The following is a 13932-nucleotide window of genomic DNA, read 5'->3' on the forward strand; positions in this document are numbered from 1 at the left end:
TCAGGCAGGGACCGACGGGTCGGTCAACCGGGAAAATTCATCGAGGGCGTAGCGGTCGGTCATGCCCGCCACGTAGTCGCGCACCACTTCGGCTGCCTGGGCGGTGCCGCCCTTGCCCGCACGATCGCGCCAATCATCGGGCAACAGGTTGGGCTGGTGCAGCAGCAGGTTCGCCAGGGTCTTGGTCACATGCTCGGCCTTATGCGTCTGGCGGTTAACGCGCCAGTGCCGGTACATACGGGCAAACAGGAAGCGCTTGAGCGCCACGTTGGCCACGCGGATCTCTTCGGAAAAGCCGATGACCGGGGTGGCGGCGTTGCGGATATCCTCGGTACTTTGCGGGTTCAGCGCGGCAAGGCGGCGCTCGCTCTCCTTCAGCGCATCATGCACCAAAGTGTTGATGACCGAGCGGCTGAGTTCGTGGCGGATGCGGTTCTTGGCCGTGGTCAGCGCCTGGGCGCGGCGGACCAGATCGCCGATCACCGGCAGGTCCAGTAGATCCTCGAACTCGAACAGCCCGGCGCGCAGCCCGTCGTCGAGGTCATGGGTGTTGTAGGCCACATCGTCCGAGAATGCGGCCACCTGGGCCTCGGCGGAGGTCTGGCGGTTAAGGTCGAGCGGCATCGCCTCGTTAAAGGCGGCGATGGTCGGCGGCGGGTTCTTCAGCGGGCCGTTATGCTTGGCCAGCCCCTCCAGCGTCTCCCAGGAGAGGTTCAGGCCATCGAACGCCGCATAACGCTGCTCCAGCAGTGTCACCACGCGGAAGGACTGGTCGTTATGGTCGAACCCGCCGAACTCCTTCAGCGCCTCGTTGAGCCCGCGCTCCCCCGCATGGCCGAAGGGCGGATGGCCGAGATCATGCGCCAGGGCCAGGCATTCGGTCAGGTCCTCGTCCAGCCCCAGCGTGCGGGCGATGGAGCGGGCGATCTGCGCCACCTCCAGGCTGTGGGTCAGGCGGGTGCGGTAGAAATCCCCCTCGCGCGTGACGAAGACCTGGGTCTTGTATTGCAGCTTGCGGAAGGCCGAGCAATGCACAACGCGGTCGCGGTCGCGCTGGTAGGGGCTGCGATCGTCCGAATCAGGCTGGGCGTGCTGGCGGCCGCGCGAATCCCGCGCTTGCACCGCATAGGGGGCTTTTGTCATGCGCGGAGGCTTACCCCATCCGCGCCCTACCCTCCAAGGCCTTGGGCAACTATATAGGGGGCATGAGCTTTACCATCTCTTCCAATGCAGCCGCCCGAGTGGCGGAAATCCTGGCCAGCGAGCCCGGCGCGCAGGCGCTGCGGGTGGAGGTGCTAGCGGGCGGCTGCTCCGGCCTGCAATACCGCTTCGACCTCACCGACAAGCAAAACCCCGACGATCTCGTGGTGGAGCTGAACGGCGCGAAGGTGCTGGTGGACCCGGTGAGCCTCGACTTCCTCGGAGGCTCCGAGCTGGACTTCAAGGACAGCCTGATGGGCGCGCATTTCCTGGTGAAGAACCCCAACGCCACCGCCTCCTGCGGCTGCGGGACCTCGTTCTCCGTTGATTAAGGTCACAACCTGGAACGTGAACTCCGTGCGCATGCGCGAGGCGCATGTGGCGGATTTCCTCACAAGCGAGCAGCCCGATTATCTGCTGCTGCAGGAGATCAAATGCGAGGAACACCAGTTCCCCGCCCTCACCTTCCGCCAACTCGGCTACGAGGCCGTGATTGTCGGGCAAAAATCCTATAACGGCGTCGCCATTCTGCACCGCGCCCCGGTGGAGGTGACCTTGCGCAAGCTGCCAGGCATGACGGAGGCGGATGCGCATTCGCGCTATGTCGAAGTGTCGGCGCAGGGGATGCGCATTGGCGGGCTGTATCTGCCCAACGGCAATTCCGGCGGCGAGGCAGGCTATGCCTACAAGCTGGAATGGATGGAAAATCTGCGCCTGCACGCGGCGGCGATGCTGGAGGCGGATGAGGATTTCATCCTGGCCGGGGATTACAACGTCTGCCCGACCGACGCCGATTTTGCCCCGCGCGCTTTGCCGCCAGGGGACGCACTGATCCGCCCCGAGACCCGTGCCGCCTTCAACGCGCTCATCTATACCGGGTTGACCGAGGCCGTGCGCGCGCTGCATCCGCGAGAGACGCTCTACACCTTCTGGGATTATCAGGCCGGGGCGTGGGATAGGAATTCGGGGTTGCGCATCGACCATGCGCTGCTTTCCCCGCGTCTGGCGGAACGGCTGGTCTCGGTGACCATCCATAAGGATGAACGCGGCAAGCCACAGCCTTCCGACCATGTGCCGGTAACGGTGACGCTTTCGGCTTAGTTTAAAAGCCCGCTTAGCGGGCTTTTAAACGTGGAAGCTTTCGCCGCACCCGCAGCGGCCTTTCTCGTTCGGATTCTCGAAGGTGAAGCCGCGCGTCAGCTTGTCTTCCCTGTAATCCATCGTGGTGCCGATGAGGAACAGCGTCGCCTTGCGGTCTACCAGCACTGTGAGGTTCTGGCTCTTCACCACCTCATCCTGCGGCCCGGCTTCTGCCACCCAGTTCATCTCGTAGGACATGCCAGAGCAGCCCTTTGTGGAAACGGAAATGCGCAGCAGCTTGCCTGCCTCCGCGCCCTCATACAGCTTGCGCAGGCGCGTGGCGGCGGCCTCGGTGAGCTGCATCAGCGGCGGGAGTTCGCGCTTCGGCGTGGCGGGCGTGAAAGTCGTGCTCATAGCGTTTTCCTTAGAACATGTTCAGCATGAGGCGGGCTTCCTCGCTCATGCGGCTCTGATCCCACGGCGGGTCCCACACGGTATCCACCGTTATGTCGCCCACGCCATCGACACACGCCACGGCATTGCGCACCATCTCCGGCAGTTCCTGCGCTGAAGGACAGCCGGGCGCGGTCAGCGTCATCTCGATCTTCACATCGTTATTATCGTTGATCTCAATGGCGTAGATCAGCCCGAGTTCGTAGATATTCACAGGGATTTCCGGGTCAAACACCGTGGCGATGGCGCCGATCACGGCATCCTCGGACACATGCGGGTGCGTCTCGCCCTCGGGCGTCCAGGCGGTTACGGGAACCATTTTCTCAGCGTCAGACATGGTGCAGAGCCTCGGCCAGCGCGCTCCAGGGCAGCGTGGCGCAACGAATGCGGGAGGAATAGGCGGCCAGCCCGGCGAGCGCGTTCAACTCGCCTAGGTCCGGGTTTTCCTCGCCAGTGGTCACAAGCTTTTCAAAATCATGGTGCAGCTGCTCGACCTGCTCGGGCGTCTTGCCCGCCACGGCATCCGCCATCAGGTCCGCACTGGCATTCATGATGGCGCAGCCTTCGGTTTCGTAATACACATCCATGCCCTTACGGGAGACGTACACATGCACAGCATCACCGCAGATCGGGTTTTCCCCCTGCCCTTGTGCATCGAAATGCGCAGGCTTGCCGGCATGGAGGGGATGTTTGTGGCGCTCGACAATGAGGGCCTGATATGGATGGCTCATGCGAAGATCTGCCTGATACGTTGCATCCCATGCGCCAGCGCGTCGATCTCCTCCGTTGTGGTGTAGAGCGCGAAGGATGCACGCGCGGTGCTGGTAACACCCAGGCGACCCATCAGAGGTTCGGCGCAATGATGCCCAGCGCGCACGGCAATACCCTGGCGGTCAAGCAAGGTGGCGATGTCATGCGCATGAGCGCCGCGCATGGTGAAAGAGATGACACCACCACGGTCCTGCGCTTGGCCGAGGATGTTCACGCCTTCAAGAGTTCCAAGCGTGGCCAAGGCATGTTCCGTCAGCGCCCGCTCATGCGCCGCGATGGCCTCGAAACCAATGGCGTTGACATAGTCGATGGCAGCACCTAGCCCAATGGTCTCAATGATCGCCGGCGTACCAGCCTCAAAACGGAACGGCGGTTTGGCGAAGGTCGTTTTCTCGTAGCTTACGCTGGCGATCATTTCGCCACCGCCCATGAAGGGCGGCATCTCCTCCAGGATTTCCCGCTTGGCGTAAAGCACGCCGATGCCTGTAGGGCCGTAGAGCTTATGGCCGGAGAAGGCGAAAAAATCAGCGTCGATGGCCTGCACATCTATAGCGCGATGAACAATAGCCTGGCAGCCGTCGATGAGGATCTTCGCACCGTGCTCATGAGCGAATTTGGCAAGCCGCTCCACCGGCGTGTAGGTGCCGAGCACGTTTGACATCTGAGTGATGGCCAGCAACTTCACCTTGCCGTCGGCAAACACCTGCTCCAATGAATCGAAATCGATCTCGCCGGAATCGGTGATCTTGACGATCCGCAGCTCGGTGCCATGCGCGTCGCGCAGCATCTGCCAGGGGACGAGGTTGGCGTGATGCTCCATCTCGGAGACCGCCACCGCATCGCCGGGCTTCAGCGCCGTGCGCCCCCAGGTATAGGCCACAAGGTTGATGGACTCCGTGGCATTGCGCGTGAAGATGATCTCTTCACGCGAGGCAGCGTTGATAAACCCCGCCACCTTGTCGCGCACCGCCTCGAAGGCGTCGGAGGTTTTCTCCGACATATAATGCAGCCCGCGATGCACATTGGCGTATTGCGCCTCCATCACATGGCACATCGCGTCGATCACCGCGCGGGGCTTCTGCGCCGAGGCGGCGGAGTCCAGAAACACCAGCTTCTTGCCATGAACCTGCTGCTTGAGGATCGGGAAATCATCGCGGATGGCGGCAACGTCAAAAGTTTCCAGTGTGGCGCTCATTGTTTCACCCACCAATTATCGATGGCCTCTTCCAGCAGCGCCCGCGCCTCGGGCTGGGTCACAGGCTCCAGCGCCTCCTCCAGGAAGGCACGGATGAGCATGGACCGCGCCTGATCGTCGGGGATGCCGCGCGAGCGCAGATAGAAGAGCTGCTCGGCATCCAGCGCGCCGATGGTGGCGCCGTGGCTGCATTTCACGTCGTCTGCGAAAATCTCAAGCTCGGGCTTGATGTCCATCTCGGCGCCCGGCGAGAGCAGCAGCGCTTGGCTGAGCTGGAAGCCGTCGGTCTGCTGGGCCACGCGGTCCACCTCGATGCGCCCCTGGAACACCCCGCGCGCCGTGCCCGCGAGCACGGATTTCACCGTCTGGCGCGAGGGGCAGCCCGGTGCCTTGTGCGCCACCACCGTTGTAAAATCGCCATGCTGCGTGCCTGTGAGCAGTTGCGCGCCGTTGAGATGCGCTAGCGCCCCTGTGCCGGTGAGCGTGGCGCTGATCTCGGTGCGCGAAAGCTTGGCACCGATGGTGGCGGTAAAATGATCGTAGGCTGCCGCCTCGGCCACGCGCGCGCGGATAGTGGCGAGGTGGAAGGCCTCGCGACTTTCATCCTGCAGGCGGATATGCGCGAACTTCGCCCCTTGCTCCAGCGAGATATCGATGACCGGGTCGTGCCAGTACACGCCTTCGCCCTTGGCGATCTCAATCAGTGTCAGCTTCGCGCCCTCGCCCAGCGTGATGCGGTGGCGTAGATGGAACGCGAACGGTACCGAACCCGCCGCATAGGAGATGAGCAGCAATGTTCCCGCATCCACGCCCGCGGGAACGTGCAGTGTCATGCCGTCATGCGCTTTCTCGGCATTGATGAGCGCCAGAGGCTGCGTGGAGTCTTCAGCAATTGTCTGGAAATTGTGCACGTACTCAAACGGCGAGGACAGCTCCTTTGCCAACGTGCCGTTGAGGAACACGAGGCGCGGCAGATCGATATTGGGCAGCGTCGGAGCCACCACGGGCGGCGGCGCGGCGAATTCTATGCTGGCGAGCTGGCGCAGATCGGTATAGCGCCAAGCTTCCAGCTTTCTGGTGGGCAGGGCTGTCATGGCTTACGCGGCTTCCAGCCCGGCATAGCCATGGGCTTCGAGCTCCAGCGCCAGCTCCTTCGGTCCCGAGCGCACGATGCGCCCAGCCGAGAGCACATGCACCACATCCGGCACGATGTGGTCCAGCAGGCGCTGGTAATGGGTGATGACGAGGGCGGAGAATTTCGGCCCGCGCAGCGCGTTCACGCCATCGGCCACGATCTTCAGCGCGTCGATATCCAGGCCGGAATCGGTTTCGTCGAGAATGGCGAGGCCCGGCTGGAGCAGCGCCATTTGCAGCATCTCGTTGCGCTTCTTCTCGCCCCCCGAGAACCCGACATTCACGTTGCGCTTGAGGAAATCCTCCTTCATGTGCAGCGACTTCACCGCCGCACGCGCCTGCTTGAGGAAGGCGACGGCGTCCAGTTCCTCCTCGCCGCGCTTGCGGCGGATGGCGTTCAGCGCCGTGCGCAGGAAATTGGCGTTACCCACGCCGGGCAGCTCCACCGGGTACTGGAAGGCGAGGAAGATGCCGGCGGCCGCTCGGTCCTCGGGAGCCAGATCAAGAATGTTCTGGCCGTCATAAATCGCTTCGCCCTCGGTCACCTCATAGCCATCGCGCCCGGAGAGCACGTAGGAGAGCGTGGACTTGCCGGCGCCGTTCGGGCCCATGATGGCGTGGATCTCGCCATCCGGCACCACCAGATTCACGCCGCGCAGGATTTCCTTCTCGCCAATGCGCGCATGCAGATTCTTGATTTCCAACATCAGCCGACAGAGCCTTCCAGAGAGACAGAGAGTAGTTTTTGCGCCTCGACGGCGAATTCCATCGGGAGTTCCTTCAGAACATCCTTGCAGAACCCGTTCACGATCAGCCCGACCGCATCCTCTTGGCTCAGGCCACGGGAGCGGCAATAGAAGAGCTGGTCCTCGGCAATCTTCGAGGTGGTGGCCTCGTGTTCCACCTTGGCGGAGATGCTGCGGTTCTCGATATAGGGCACGGTATGCGCGCCGCACTGATCGCCTATCAGCAAAGAGTCGCACTGCGTGAAGTTACGCGCACCAGAAGCCGTGGCGGAGATCTTCACGAGGCCACGATAGGTGTTGTTGGAGTGGCCCGCGGAGATGCCCTTGGAGATGATCGTGCTGGTTGTGTTCTTGCCCAGATGGATCATCTTGGTGCCGGTATCGGCCTGCTGGTAATTATTGGTCACGGCCACGGAATAGAACTCGCCCACCGAACCGTCGCCCTGCAGGATGCAGGACGGATACTTCCAGGTGATGGCCGAACCGGTTTCCACCTGCGTCCAGGAAATCTTGGAGTTCCTGCCACGGCAGGCGCCGCGCTTGGTCACAAAGTTGTAGATCCCGCCTTTGCCCTCGGCGTCACCGGGGTACCAGTTCTGCACCGTGCTGTATTTGATCTTCGCCTCGTCCAGCGCGACCAGTTCCACCACGGCAGCGTGCAACTGGTTCTCGTCGCGCATCGGCGCGGTGCAGCCTTCGAGGTACGAAACGCTGGCGGCCTCGTCGGCGATGATCAGCGTGCGCTCGAACTGCCCGGTATTCTTGGCGTTGATGCGGAAATAGGTGGACAGCTCCATCGGGCAGCGCACGCCCTTGGGGATGTAGACGAAGCTGCCATCGGAGAACACGGCGGAGTTCAGCGCGGCGAAGTAATTGTCGCGCACCGGCACCACGGAGCCCAGATATTCCCGCACCAGCTCGGGATGCTCACGCACCGCCTCGGAGATGGGGCAGAAGATCACGCCCGCCTTGGACAAGGTCTCGCGGAAGGTGGTGGCGACGGAGACGCTGTCGAACACCGCGTCCACCGCCACGCCGGCAAGTGCCGCGCGCTCATGCAGCGGGATGCCCAGCTTCTCATAGGTCTTGAGCAACTCGGGATCGACCTCGTCGAGCGATTTGGGCTGCGCCTTGGCCGGGGCCGCGTAGTAATAAAGGTCCTGGTAGTCGATAGGCGGGTGATGCAGCTTGGCCCAATTGGGCTCCTCCATCTGCAACCAAGCGGCATAGGCCTTCAGGCGCCATTGCAGCATCCAGTCCGGCTCATCCTTCTTGGCCGAGATCATGCGGATGATGTCCTCGTTCAGCCCGCGCGGGAACGCCTCCATCTCGATATCGGTGGTGAAGCCGTATTTGTATTTCTGCTCGGCCAGGGCCTGCATGTCAGTCGTGGACATTTACGCAACCTCGTTGATCGGTTGGGACAGGCGCAGGCCCGGCGGCAGCGCCGCGGCGGCCATGTCAGCCAGGGTAATGTTGGACAATGCCTCGCGGATCGCCTGGTTCACCGGGTCCCAGCGCCCCGCCACGGGACAAAGAGACTGGCTCTCGCAGGTGCCGGAGCCTCCCTCGACGCAGGATGTGAGCGCTATCGGGCCATCGATGGCGCAGATCACCTCGGCCACCGCAATGCCCGAGAGCGGCCGCCCGAGCCGGTAGCCGCCTCGCGCGCCACGGGTGGAAATCACCAGCCCCTGCCCAGCCAGGGCCTTGAGCACCTTGGCCACGGTGGGCTCGGGTACGCCGATAGCGGCGGCGATGCCGGGGGAGGTTTCCACCCCTTCCGCCGCGCTGAGGCGCACCAGGGCCGCCACGGCGTAATCGGTCAGGCGCGAGAGTTTCAGCATTGACGCTCCAGTAAGCGGACCTGTTTGGTCCTGTTTGCCAAATGGGACATGCCAAGCCCCTCGTCAACCCCGATTCCTGTGGTTCAGCCCCCCAGTTTGGCGATGAGTCCGAGCAGCTCGCCGGGACTGTGCGCCACGAAGCTGGACTGTCCCTGTCCATAGCCCCAGGTGACGAAAATCCCCTGCACGCCGAGCCCCTCGGCGGCCAGCATATCGTTCTCGTGGTCGCCGATCATCACTGCCTCGCCCACCTCCATCTCCGCCAGAGTGGCGGCCAGATGGCGCGGGTCGGGCTTTTTATAAGGCGTGGAATCCCCGCCTGTCACGGCGGCAAAGAAAGGCGCAAGGTCCAGGGCAGCCAGAATCTTACGCGCGGGGCCGATGGGTTTGTTGGTGCACAGGCCAAGCAGATGCCCGGCCTCACGCAATACCCCCAGCGCCGGGAGGATACCGTCGTAAATCCGCGTTTCCACCACCGGGTTATCCTGGTAATCGGCGATGAAGGCGGCGAGATGCCGGGGCTCCGCCACTCGCCCATGCGCGGCGAAGGCACGTTCCAGCAATTGCTTGGCACCGTCGCCGATCATTCCCCGGATCGCGTCCAGCGAATGCGGGGCCAGATCATCCGCCGCCAGCACGCGGTTCACCGAGGCGGCGATGTCCGGCGCCGAGTCGATCAGCGTGCCATCCAAATCGAAGATCACAGCGCGCATGAAACACTCCGTCGTACAAATTGAATTTGCGCTCCTTTGACACGTAAGCGGCCCCGGGGCTACCGCAGGAGGAGGTTTACAGAGGGTTAGGCTGATGTGCGGAATCGTCGGGGTTGTTGGTCTTTCTGCGGCGGCGCCGTTGCTGCTGGATGGGCTGAAGCGCCTGGAATATCGCGGCTATGATTCCGCCGGAATCGCCACGCTGGTGGACGGACAGATCGAGCGCCGCCGCGCCGAGGGCAAGCTGAAGAACCTGGCCGCCGTGGTGGAGCGCCAGCCACTGGCCGGGACCACGGGCATCGGCCACACGCGCTGGGCCACCCATGGCGCGCCCACCGAGAGCAACGCCCACCCGCACGCCACCTCCCGCGTGGCGGTGGTGCATAACGGCATCATAGAGAACCACAACACCCTGCGCGCCGAACTGGAGGCCAAGGGGCAGAAATTCGCATCCGAGACCGACACTGAGACCGTGGCCCAGTTGCTCGACTTGCTGCTCGCAGAAGGGCTGCCCCCGGTGGAGGCGGCCAAACAAGCCTTTGCCCGGCTGGAGGGCGCTTACGCCCTGGCGCTGATTTTCACCGGCTACCCAGACCTCATCATCGCCGCTCAGCGCGGCGCTCCGCTGGCCGTGGGCTATGGCGATTCAGAGATGTATCTCGGCTCCGACGCCTTGGCCCTCGCCCCGCTGACCCGCGAGATCGCGTATCTGGAGGATGGCGACTGGGTGGTTGTAACCCGCGCCGGTGCCGTCTTCTACGACCACGACAATCGAGAGGTGACGCGCACCAAGAAGCTGACCAGCCTGACCGGGGCTGCCATCGGCAAGGGCAATTTCCGCCACTTCATGGAAAAGGAGTTGCACGAGCACCCGGTGGTGATCGGCGACGTGCTGCACCGTATGCTCGATGGCGGCACACCCCGCCTGCCCGCCCTGCCCTTCGACCTCGCGGCAGTGAAGCGTATCACCATGAGTGCCTGCGGCTCAGCCTTTTATGCCGGACTCACCGCCAAGTTCTGGCTGGAGAACCTAGCCCGCGTGCCAGTGGAGGCGGATGTCGCCTCCGAATTCCGCTACCGCGCCCCGCCTCTGGATGAAGGCGGACTGGGACTGCTGGTCAGCCAGTCCGGCGAGACAGCCGACACCCTGGCCGCACTGCGTTACATGAAGACGGCGGGGCAGAAAATCCTGTCCGTTCTTAATGTGCCGGAAAGCTCCATGGCGCGTGAGAGCGACGCCATTCTGGAGACCATCGCCGGGCCGGAGATCGGCGTGGCGTCCACCAAGGCCTTTACCGCCCAGCTCACCGTGCTGGCCGTGTTCTCCCTGGCCCTGGCCCAGGCCAAGGGCGTACTACCCTCGGCCGAGGTGGAGCGCCTTGCCGCCAGCCTGCTGGAGATCCCAGCCAAGGCGGCGGAGGTCCTGGCCAACGAAGCGCCGATCCGCCAGCTCGCCAAACGCATCGCCGAGGCGCGGGACGTGCTGTATCTGGGCCGTGGCGGGTGCTTCCCTATCGCGCTCGAAGGCGCGCTGAAGCTGAAGGAGATCAGCTATATCCACGCCGAGGGCTATGCCGCGGGCGAGATGAAGCACGGCCCCATCGCGCTTATCGACAAATCCGTGCCGGTCATCGCCATCTGCCCCTCCGGCCCGCTCTTCGAGAAAACCGCCTCCAACCTACAGGAAGCCGCCGCCCGTGGCGGGCAGATCGTGGTGTTCTCCGACAAGGAGGGCGCCGAGAAGCTCGCCCCCATCGCCGCCGAGACCATCCTGCTGCCGGAGATCGACCCGTTCGCCGCCCCCATCCTGCATGCTATTCCGGTGCAGATGCTGGCCTACCATGTGGCCGTGCTGAAGGGCACCGACGTGGACCAGCCGCGCAACCTTGCCAAATCCGTTACCGTGGAATGAGCCAGGGCCGGGGCTCGCGGCCAATTTCACGCGAAGCCCCGGCCCTCAACACCTGATTTTAAAAAATTTTTCCCCAAGCCGACAAAAAGGCGGCGGGAAATCTTGGTAAAAATCTGGCAAAACTGTGTTTTGTGATTTGAATTTAGAAGAGTTTTGTAGGTAATCTCTTGTTCCTAACAAGAGGAAATCCGAGATGCCACTGAACGGTGCACTGATTGGCCAAGCCCGGATCGTAGCCCTGCTGGGCGGTGCTGGACCTCATGTAGGTGCGGCGCAGGAGAAGTTTTATATCGAGGACGGCTGGGTGTTCCGGGAACACCACGGCAAATACGTCGAATGCATCTGCCGGAGCGAGGATATTTCCACCTCCCCGGCTCAACTCCTCCCTATCAAGCAACTGGCCTGACTTAAAACTGCCCGCGGCGTTGGAATGTCCTGCCGCGGGCGGAGCTTTATCTGCTTACTGGTTAATGCCGGGAATCTGCACCGCGGGAGCCGGCATCCCCACCGGAGATTGGGTGGTGCCACCAGGGCCGCTGATCTCGACTGGGGAGCCGATTGTCGCCGTCGGGTGCTGGGCAATTGTCGGCAGGGTCGGCACATTCCCGCCCAGGTTGCTGAAATCGGCCTGGTTACGCTTAAAGTGCTGCGGCGGCAAAGTGCCGGCCGGCGGCTTGGCGATGCCCGTCTGCCCCCCACTCTTGGTGGTCGCGCTGCCGGTGGTGGTGCTGGCCGAAGTCTGGGCGAAAGCGGCACCCGAAAGCGCCAGCACAAACACGCAGGCCAATGGTAGACGGGTCATATCCGTACTCCTGAAGTTCACGACTTTCAGTATATAAGAAGCAACGGGACGGCAATCATGCGACATGAGCAACCCAGGGGCCAGCAGCGTTAAGACGTTAGCACCTTTTTATCTACCCTTTACGCCCGCTCTGTCACTTCCGCATGTAAAGTTTACGTCCCGAGGCGCATCTCCCCAGGCTGAAAAGGAGGCTCCTTATGAGCGACATCATCGCCATCCTATCCGGTCTCGCGATCTTCGCGCTGCTCTTCCTCTACGTCCCCCTGGCGGAGCGCGTGTGATGCTGGACCTCACATTGGGCGGCATCATTTCCGCCGGACTGCTGGTTTACCTGATCTGGGCCATGCTGCGCCCGGAAGATTTCTGAAAGCCCCACAACATGACAACCCAGGGTTTGCTTTACATTGCGCTGGTGTTCGCGCTGGTGCTGGGGGCGGCGCTTCCGCTCGGCCGCTACATAGCGGCGATCTTTGAGGGCCGGGTACGGTTTCTGCGCCCGGTGGAACTTGGCTTCTACCGCCTCGCCGGGGTGGATGAAACACGCCAGATGACTTGGCAGGCCTATGCCGTGGCGCTGCTGCTGCTCAGCCTCATCCATTTCCTGCTGCTCTACGCCATTTTGCGGCTGCAATATTACCTGCCGTTCAACCCGCAGCATATTGCCGGAATGTCCCCGCGCCTGGCGTTCAACACGGCGGCTAGTTTCACCACCAACACCAACTGGCAAGCCTACGTGCCAGAGGGGCAGATCTCCAACGGCGCACAGATGCTCGGCCTTGCCGTGCATATGTTCCTCTCGGCCGCCGCGGGCATCGCCGCCGCCGCCGCGGTGATGCGCGCCTTCACAGCCAGCGCGCTCAAGAGCCTTGGCAATTTCTATGTCGATCTCACGCGCATCACCCTCTATCTGCTGCTGCCCATCTCTTTGATCGCCGCCGTGCTGCTGGTTGTGGCGGGTTGCCCGCAGAGCTTCGCGCCGTTCATCTCCGCGCACACGTTGCAGGGTGGTTCGCAGACCATCGCCATCGGCCCCGCCGCACTGCAAGAGGCCATCAAGGAACTCGGGACCAATGGCGGCGGCTTCTTCAACGCCAATTCCGGCCATCCGTTTGAAAACCCTAACGCCTGGACCAATTTGCTGGAGAACTGGCTCCTTCTGGTCATCGGCTTCGCCCTTCCCATCGCCTTCGGGCATATGGTGAAAGACAAGGCCCAGGGCCGTGCCCTGATGGCGGCGATGGCGATCATCCTGGCGCTTGGCTGTGTCGGCGCCTACGCGGCCGAAGCCACAGGCAACCCGCTGCACATCGCGGCGGGCGTGGCGCAGAGTGGTGGCAACTGGGAGGGCAAGGAGGTGCGCTTCGGCATCCCCGCCAGCACCACCTTCAATGTCTCCGCCACCGGCACCTCCACCGGCGCGGTGGACAGCTTCACCGACTCCTACACCCCTCTCGGCGGCGCGGTGCCGCTCTTCCTTATGCAGCTCGGCGAGGTCTCCCCCGGCGGCGTGGGCTCGGGCTTCTACACCGTCATCGTCTTCGCCCTGTTCTCCGTCTTCGTGGCCGGGCTGATGGTCGGGCGCACGCCGGAATATCTGGGCAAGAAAGTGCAGGAGAAGGAGATCAAGCTCGCCATGCTCGGCGTGCTGATCCTAACTCTGTTTATCCTGGCCGGTGCCGGGTTCTCGCTCGTCACCGCCTCGGGGGTTGGCTCGCTCGCCAATGCCGGGCCGCATGGCCTCACCGAGATGCTCTATGCCTGGACCTCGGCCACCGAGAATAACGGCAGCGCCTTCGCCGGCATCTCCGCCGACACGCCGCTGCTCGACTACGGCCTGGGTGCGGCCATGCTGTTCGGGCGCTTCGCCTTCATGATCCCGGTTCTGGCCATCGCCGGATCGCTCGCGGCCAAGCCCAAGCTGCCCGAGAGTGCTGGCACCTTCCCCACCACCGGTCCGCTGTTCATCGGTTTGCTCATTGGCGTCATCATCATCCTCGGCGGCCTGCAATTCATGCCCGCCGATACGCTGGGGCCACTCGCCGAGCATTTCCTCCTCCATGCCGGAAAGACCTTCTGAAA

At 63.1% G+C, this 13932-nt stretch carries 17 protein-coding genes; 6 read left to right on the forward strand and 11 right to left on the reverse strand.

Annotated features, from left to right (window positions below; all coding sequences use genetic code 11):
- Entirely contained in the window at positions 1-1143 is a 1143-nt protein-coding gene (locus HNP71_RS00205; RefSeq protein WP_183264845.1) for a deoxyguanosinetriphosphate triphosphohydrolase, read from the reverse strand.
- A gap of 62 nt (positions 1144-1205) precedes the next feature.
- On the opposite strand from HNP71_RS00205, the gene erpA reads away from it, so the two are divergent.
- Both erpA and HNP71_RS00215 read left to right on the forward strand, forming a co-directional pair.
- On the forward strand, positions 1206-1532 hold the full coding sequence (gene erpA, locus HNP71_RS00210; RefSeq protein WP_183264846.1) for an iron-sulfur cluster insertion protein ErpA: 327 nt from the start codon (positions 1206-1208) through the stop codon (positions 1530-1532).
- Positions 1528-2301, forward strand: a complete 774-nt coding sequence (locus HNP71_RS00215) for an exodeoxyribonuclease III (protein WP_183265249.1) — start codon at positions 1528-1530, stop codon at positions 2299-2301. The genes erpA and HNP71_RS00215 overlap by 5 nt, the downstream gene beginning before the upstream one ends.
- Before the next feature lie 24 nt (positions 2302-2325).
- Here HNP71_RS00215 and HNP71_RS00220 read toward each other — a convergent pair whose 3' ends face one another.
- The 9 genes from HNP71_RS00220 to HNP71_RS00260 all read right to left on the reverse strand — a co-directional run bounded on the left by HNP71_RS00220 (position 2326) and on the right by HNP71_RS00260 (position 9139).
- Complete coding sequence (locus HNP71_RS00220; protein WP_183264847.1) at positions 2326-2694, reverse strand: HesB/IscA family protein; 369 nt, start codon at positions 2692-2694, stop codon at positions 2326-2328.
- A gap of 10 nt (positions 2695-2704) precedes the next feature.
- Complete coding sequence (locus HNP71_RS00225; RefSeq protein ID WP_408840364.1) at positions 2705-3070, reverse strand: SUF system Fe-S cluster assembly protein; 366 nt, start codon at positions 3068-3070, stop codon at positions 2705-2707.
- On the reverse strand, positions 3063-3464 hold the full coding sequence (gene sufU, locus HNP71_RS00230; RefSeq protein ID WP_183264848.1) for a Fe-S cluster assembly sulfur transfer protein SufU: 402 nt from the start codon (positions 3462-3464) through the stop codon (positions 3063-3065). The genes HNP71_RS00225 and sufU overlap by 8 nt, the downstream gene beginning before the upstream one ends.
- Entirely contained in the window at positions 3461-4699 is a 1239-nt protein-coding gene (locus HNP71_RS00235) for a cysteine desulfurase (protein WP_183264849.1), read from the reverse strand. Before HNP71_RS00235 ends, sufU begins: the two co-directional genes overlap by 4 nt.
- Positions 4696-5793: a Fe-S cluster assembly protein SufD gene (sufD, locus tag HNP71_RS00240; RefSeq protein ID WP_183264850.1), complete on the reverse strand. Its 1098-nt coding sequence runs from the start codon at positions 5791-5793 to the stop codon at positions 4696-4698. Before sufD ends, HNP71_RS00235 begins: the two co-directional genes overlap by 4 nt.
- A 3-nt stretch (positions 5794-5796) precedes the next feature.
- Positions 5797-6540 carry a Fe-S cluster assembly ATPase SufC gene (gene sufC / locus HNP71_RS00245; protein ID WP_183264851.1) on the reverse strand — a complete coding sequence of 248 codons (744 nt, stop codon included), beginning with the start codon at positions 6538-6540 and terminating at the stop codon, positions 5797-5799.
- The gene (sufB, locus tag HNP71_RS00250; RefSeq protein ID WP_183264852.1) at positions 6540-7976 is read right to left on the reverse strand and encodes a Fe-S cluster assembly protein SufB; all 1437 of its coding nucleotides are present in this window, start codon (positions 7974-7976) and stop codon (positions 6540-6542) included. The genes sufC and sufB overlap by 1 nt, the downstream gene beginning before the upstream one ends.
- Complete coding sequence (locus tag HNP71_RS00255) at positions 7977-8426, reverse strand: RrF2 family transcriptional regulator (protein ID WP_183264853.1); 450 nt, start codon at positions 8424-8426, stop codon at positions 7977-7979.
- A gap of 83 nt (positions 8427-8509) precedes the next feature.
- Positions 8510-9139, reverse strand: coding sequence for an HAD-IA family hydrolase (locus HNP71_RS00260; protein WP_183264854.1), 630 nt, complete (start codon positions 9137-9139; stop codon positions 8510-8512).
- Between the two features lie 94 nt (positions 9140-9233).
- Between HNP71_RS00260 and glmS the strand changes: the two genes are divergently transcribed.
- Entirely contained in the window at positions 9234-11051 is a 1818-nt protein-coding gene (gene glmS, locus HNP71_RS00265) for a glutamine--fructose-6-phosphate transaminase (isomerizing) (protein WP_183264855.1), read from the forward strand.
- A 193-nt stretch (positions 11052-11244) separates the two neighbouring features.
- Positions 11245-11457 carry a hypothetical protein gene (locus HNP71_RS00270; RefSeq protein WP_183264856.1) on the forward strand — a complete coding sequence of 71 codons (213 nt, stop codon included), beginning with the start codon at positions 11245-11247 and terminating at the stop codon, positions 11455-11457.
- A 54-nt stretch (positions 11458-11511) separates the two neighbouring features.
- Here HNP71_RS00270 and HNP71_RS00275 read toward each other — a convergent pair whose 3' ends face one another.
- Positions 11512-11853 (reverse strand): hypothetical protein, encoded by a 342-nt coding sequence (locus tag HNP71_RS00275; protein ID WP_183264857.1) that lies wholly within the window; start codon positions 11851-11853, stop codon positions 11512-11514.
- 280 nt (positions 11854-12133) lie between these two features.
- Between HNP71_RS00275 and kdpF the strand changes: the two genes are divergently transcribed.
- Positions 12134-12220, forward strand: a complete 87-nt coding sequence (kdpF, locus tag HNP71_RS00280) for a K(+)-transporting ATPase subunit F (protein ID WP_183265251.1) — start codon at positions 12134-12136, stop codon at positions 12218-12220.
- 12 nt (positions 12221-12232) lie between these two features.
- The gene (gene kdpA, locus HNP71_RS00285; protein ID WP_183264858.1) at positions 12233-13930 is read left to right on the forward strand and encodes a potassium-transporting ATPase subunit KdpA; all 1698 of its coding nucleotides are present in this window, start codon (positions 12233-12235) and stop codon (positions 13928-13930) included.
- The last annotated feature ends 2 nt before the right edge of the window (positions 13931-13932 follow it).

It is taken from the genome of Acidocella aromatica, assembly GCF_014201825.1.
In the GTDB taxonomy this organism is placed as follows: Bacteria; Pseudomonadota; Alphaproteobacteria; order Acetobacterales; family Acetobacteraceae; genus Acidocella; species Acidocella aromatica.

What these genes read in the sequence shown, in the direction of transcription:
- HNP71_RS00205 (WP_183264845.1), bottom strand. Translation starts at nt 1,143, where the DNA reads ATGACAAAAGCCCCCTATGCGGTGCAAGCGCGGGATTCGCGCGGCCGC.
- erpA (WP_183264846.1), top strand. Translation starts at nt 1,206, where the DNA reads ATGAGCTTTACCATCTCTTCCAATGCAGCCGCCCGAGTGGCGGAAATC.
- HNP71_RS00220 (WP_183264847.1), bottom strand. Translation starts at nt 2,694, where the DNA reads ATGAGCACGACTTTCACGCCCGCCACGCCGAAGCGCGAACTCCCGCCG.
- HNP71_RS00225 (WP_408840364.1), bottom strand. Translation starts at nt 3,070, where the DNA reads ATGTCTGACGCTGAGAAAATGGTTCCCGTAACCGCCTGGACGCCCGAG.
- sufU (WP_183264848.1), bottom strand. Translation starts at nt 3,464, where the DNA reads ATGAGCCATCCATATCAGGCCCTCATTGTCGAGCGCCACAAACATCCC.
- HNP71_RS00235 (WP_183264849.1), bottom strand. Translation starts at nt 4,699, where the DNA reads ATGAGCGCCACACTGGAAACTTTTGACGTTGCCGCCATCCGCGATGAT.
- sufD (WP_183264850.1), bottom strand. Translation starts at nt 5,793, where the DNA reads ATGACAGCCCTGCCCACCAGAAAGCTGGAAGCTTGGCGCTATACCGAT.
- sufC (WP_183264851.1), bottom strand. Translation starts at nt 6,540, where the DNA reads ATGTTGGAAATCAAGAATCTGCATGCGCGCATTGGCGAGAAGGAAATC.
- sufB (WP_183264852.1), bottom strand. Translation starts at nt 7,976, where the DNA reads ATGTCCACGACTGACATGCAGGCCCTGGCCGAGCAGAAATACAAATAC.
- HNP71_RS00255 (WP_183264853.1), bottom strand. Translation starts at nt 8,426, where the DNA reads ATGCTGAAACTCTCGCGCCTGACCGATTACGCCGTGGCGGCCCTGGTG.
- HNP71_RS00260 (WP_183264854.1), bottom strand. Translation starts at nt 9,139, where the DNA reads ATGCGCGCTGTGATCTTCGATTTGGATGGCACGCTGATCGACTCGGCG.
- glmS (WP_183264855.1), top strand. Translation starts at nt 9,234, where the DNA reads ATGTGCGGAATCGTCGGGGTTGTTGGTCTTTCTGCGGCGGCGCCGTTG.
- HNP71_RS00270 (WP_183264856.1), top strand. Translation starts at nt 11,245, where the DNA reads ATGCCACTGAACGGTGCACTGATTGGCCAAGCCCGGATCGTAGCCCTG.
- HNP71_RS00275 (WP_183264857.1), bottom strand. Translation starts at nt 11,853, where the DNA reads ATGACCCGTCTACCATTGGCCTGCGTGTTTGTGCTGGCGCTTTCGGGT.
- kdpF (WP_183265251.1), top strand. Translation starts at nt 12,134, where the DNA reads ATGCTGGACCTCACATTGGGCGGCATCATTTCCGCCGGACTGCTGGTT.
- kdpA (WP_183264858.1), top strand. Translation starts at nt 12,233, where the DNA reads ATGACAACCCAGGGTTTGCTTTACATTGCGCTGGTGTTCGCGCTGGTG.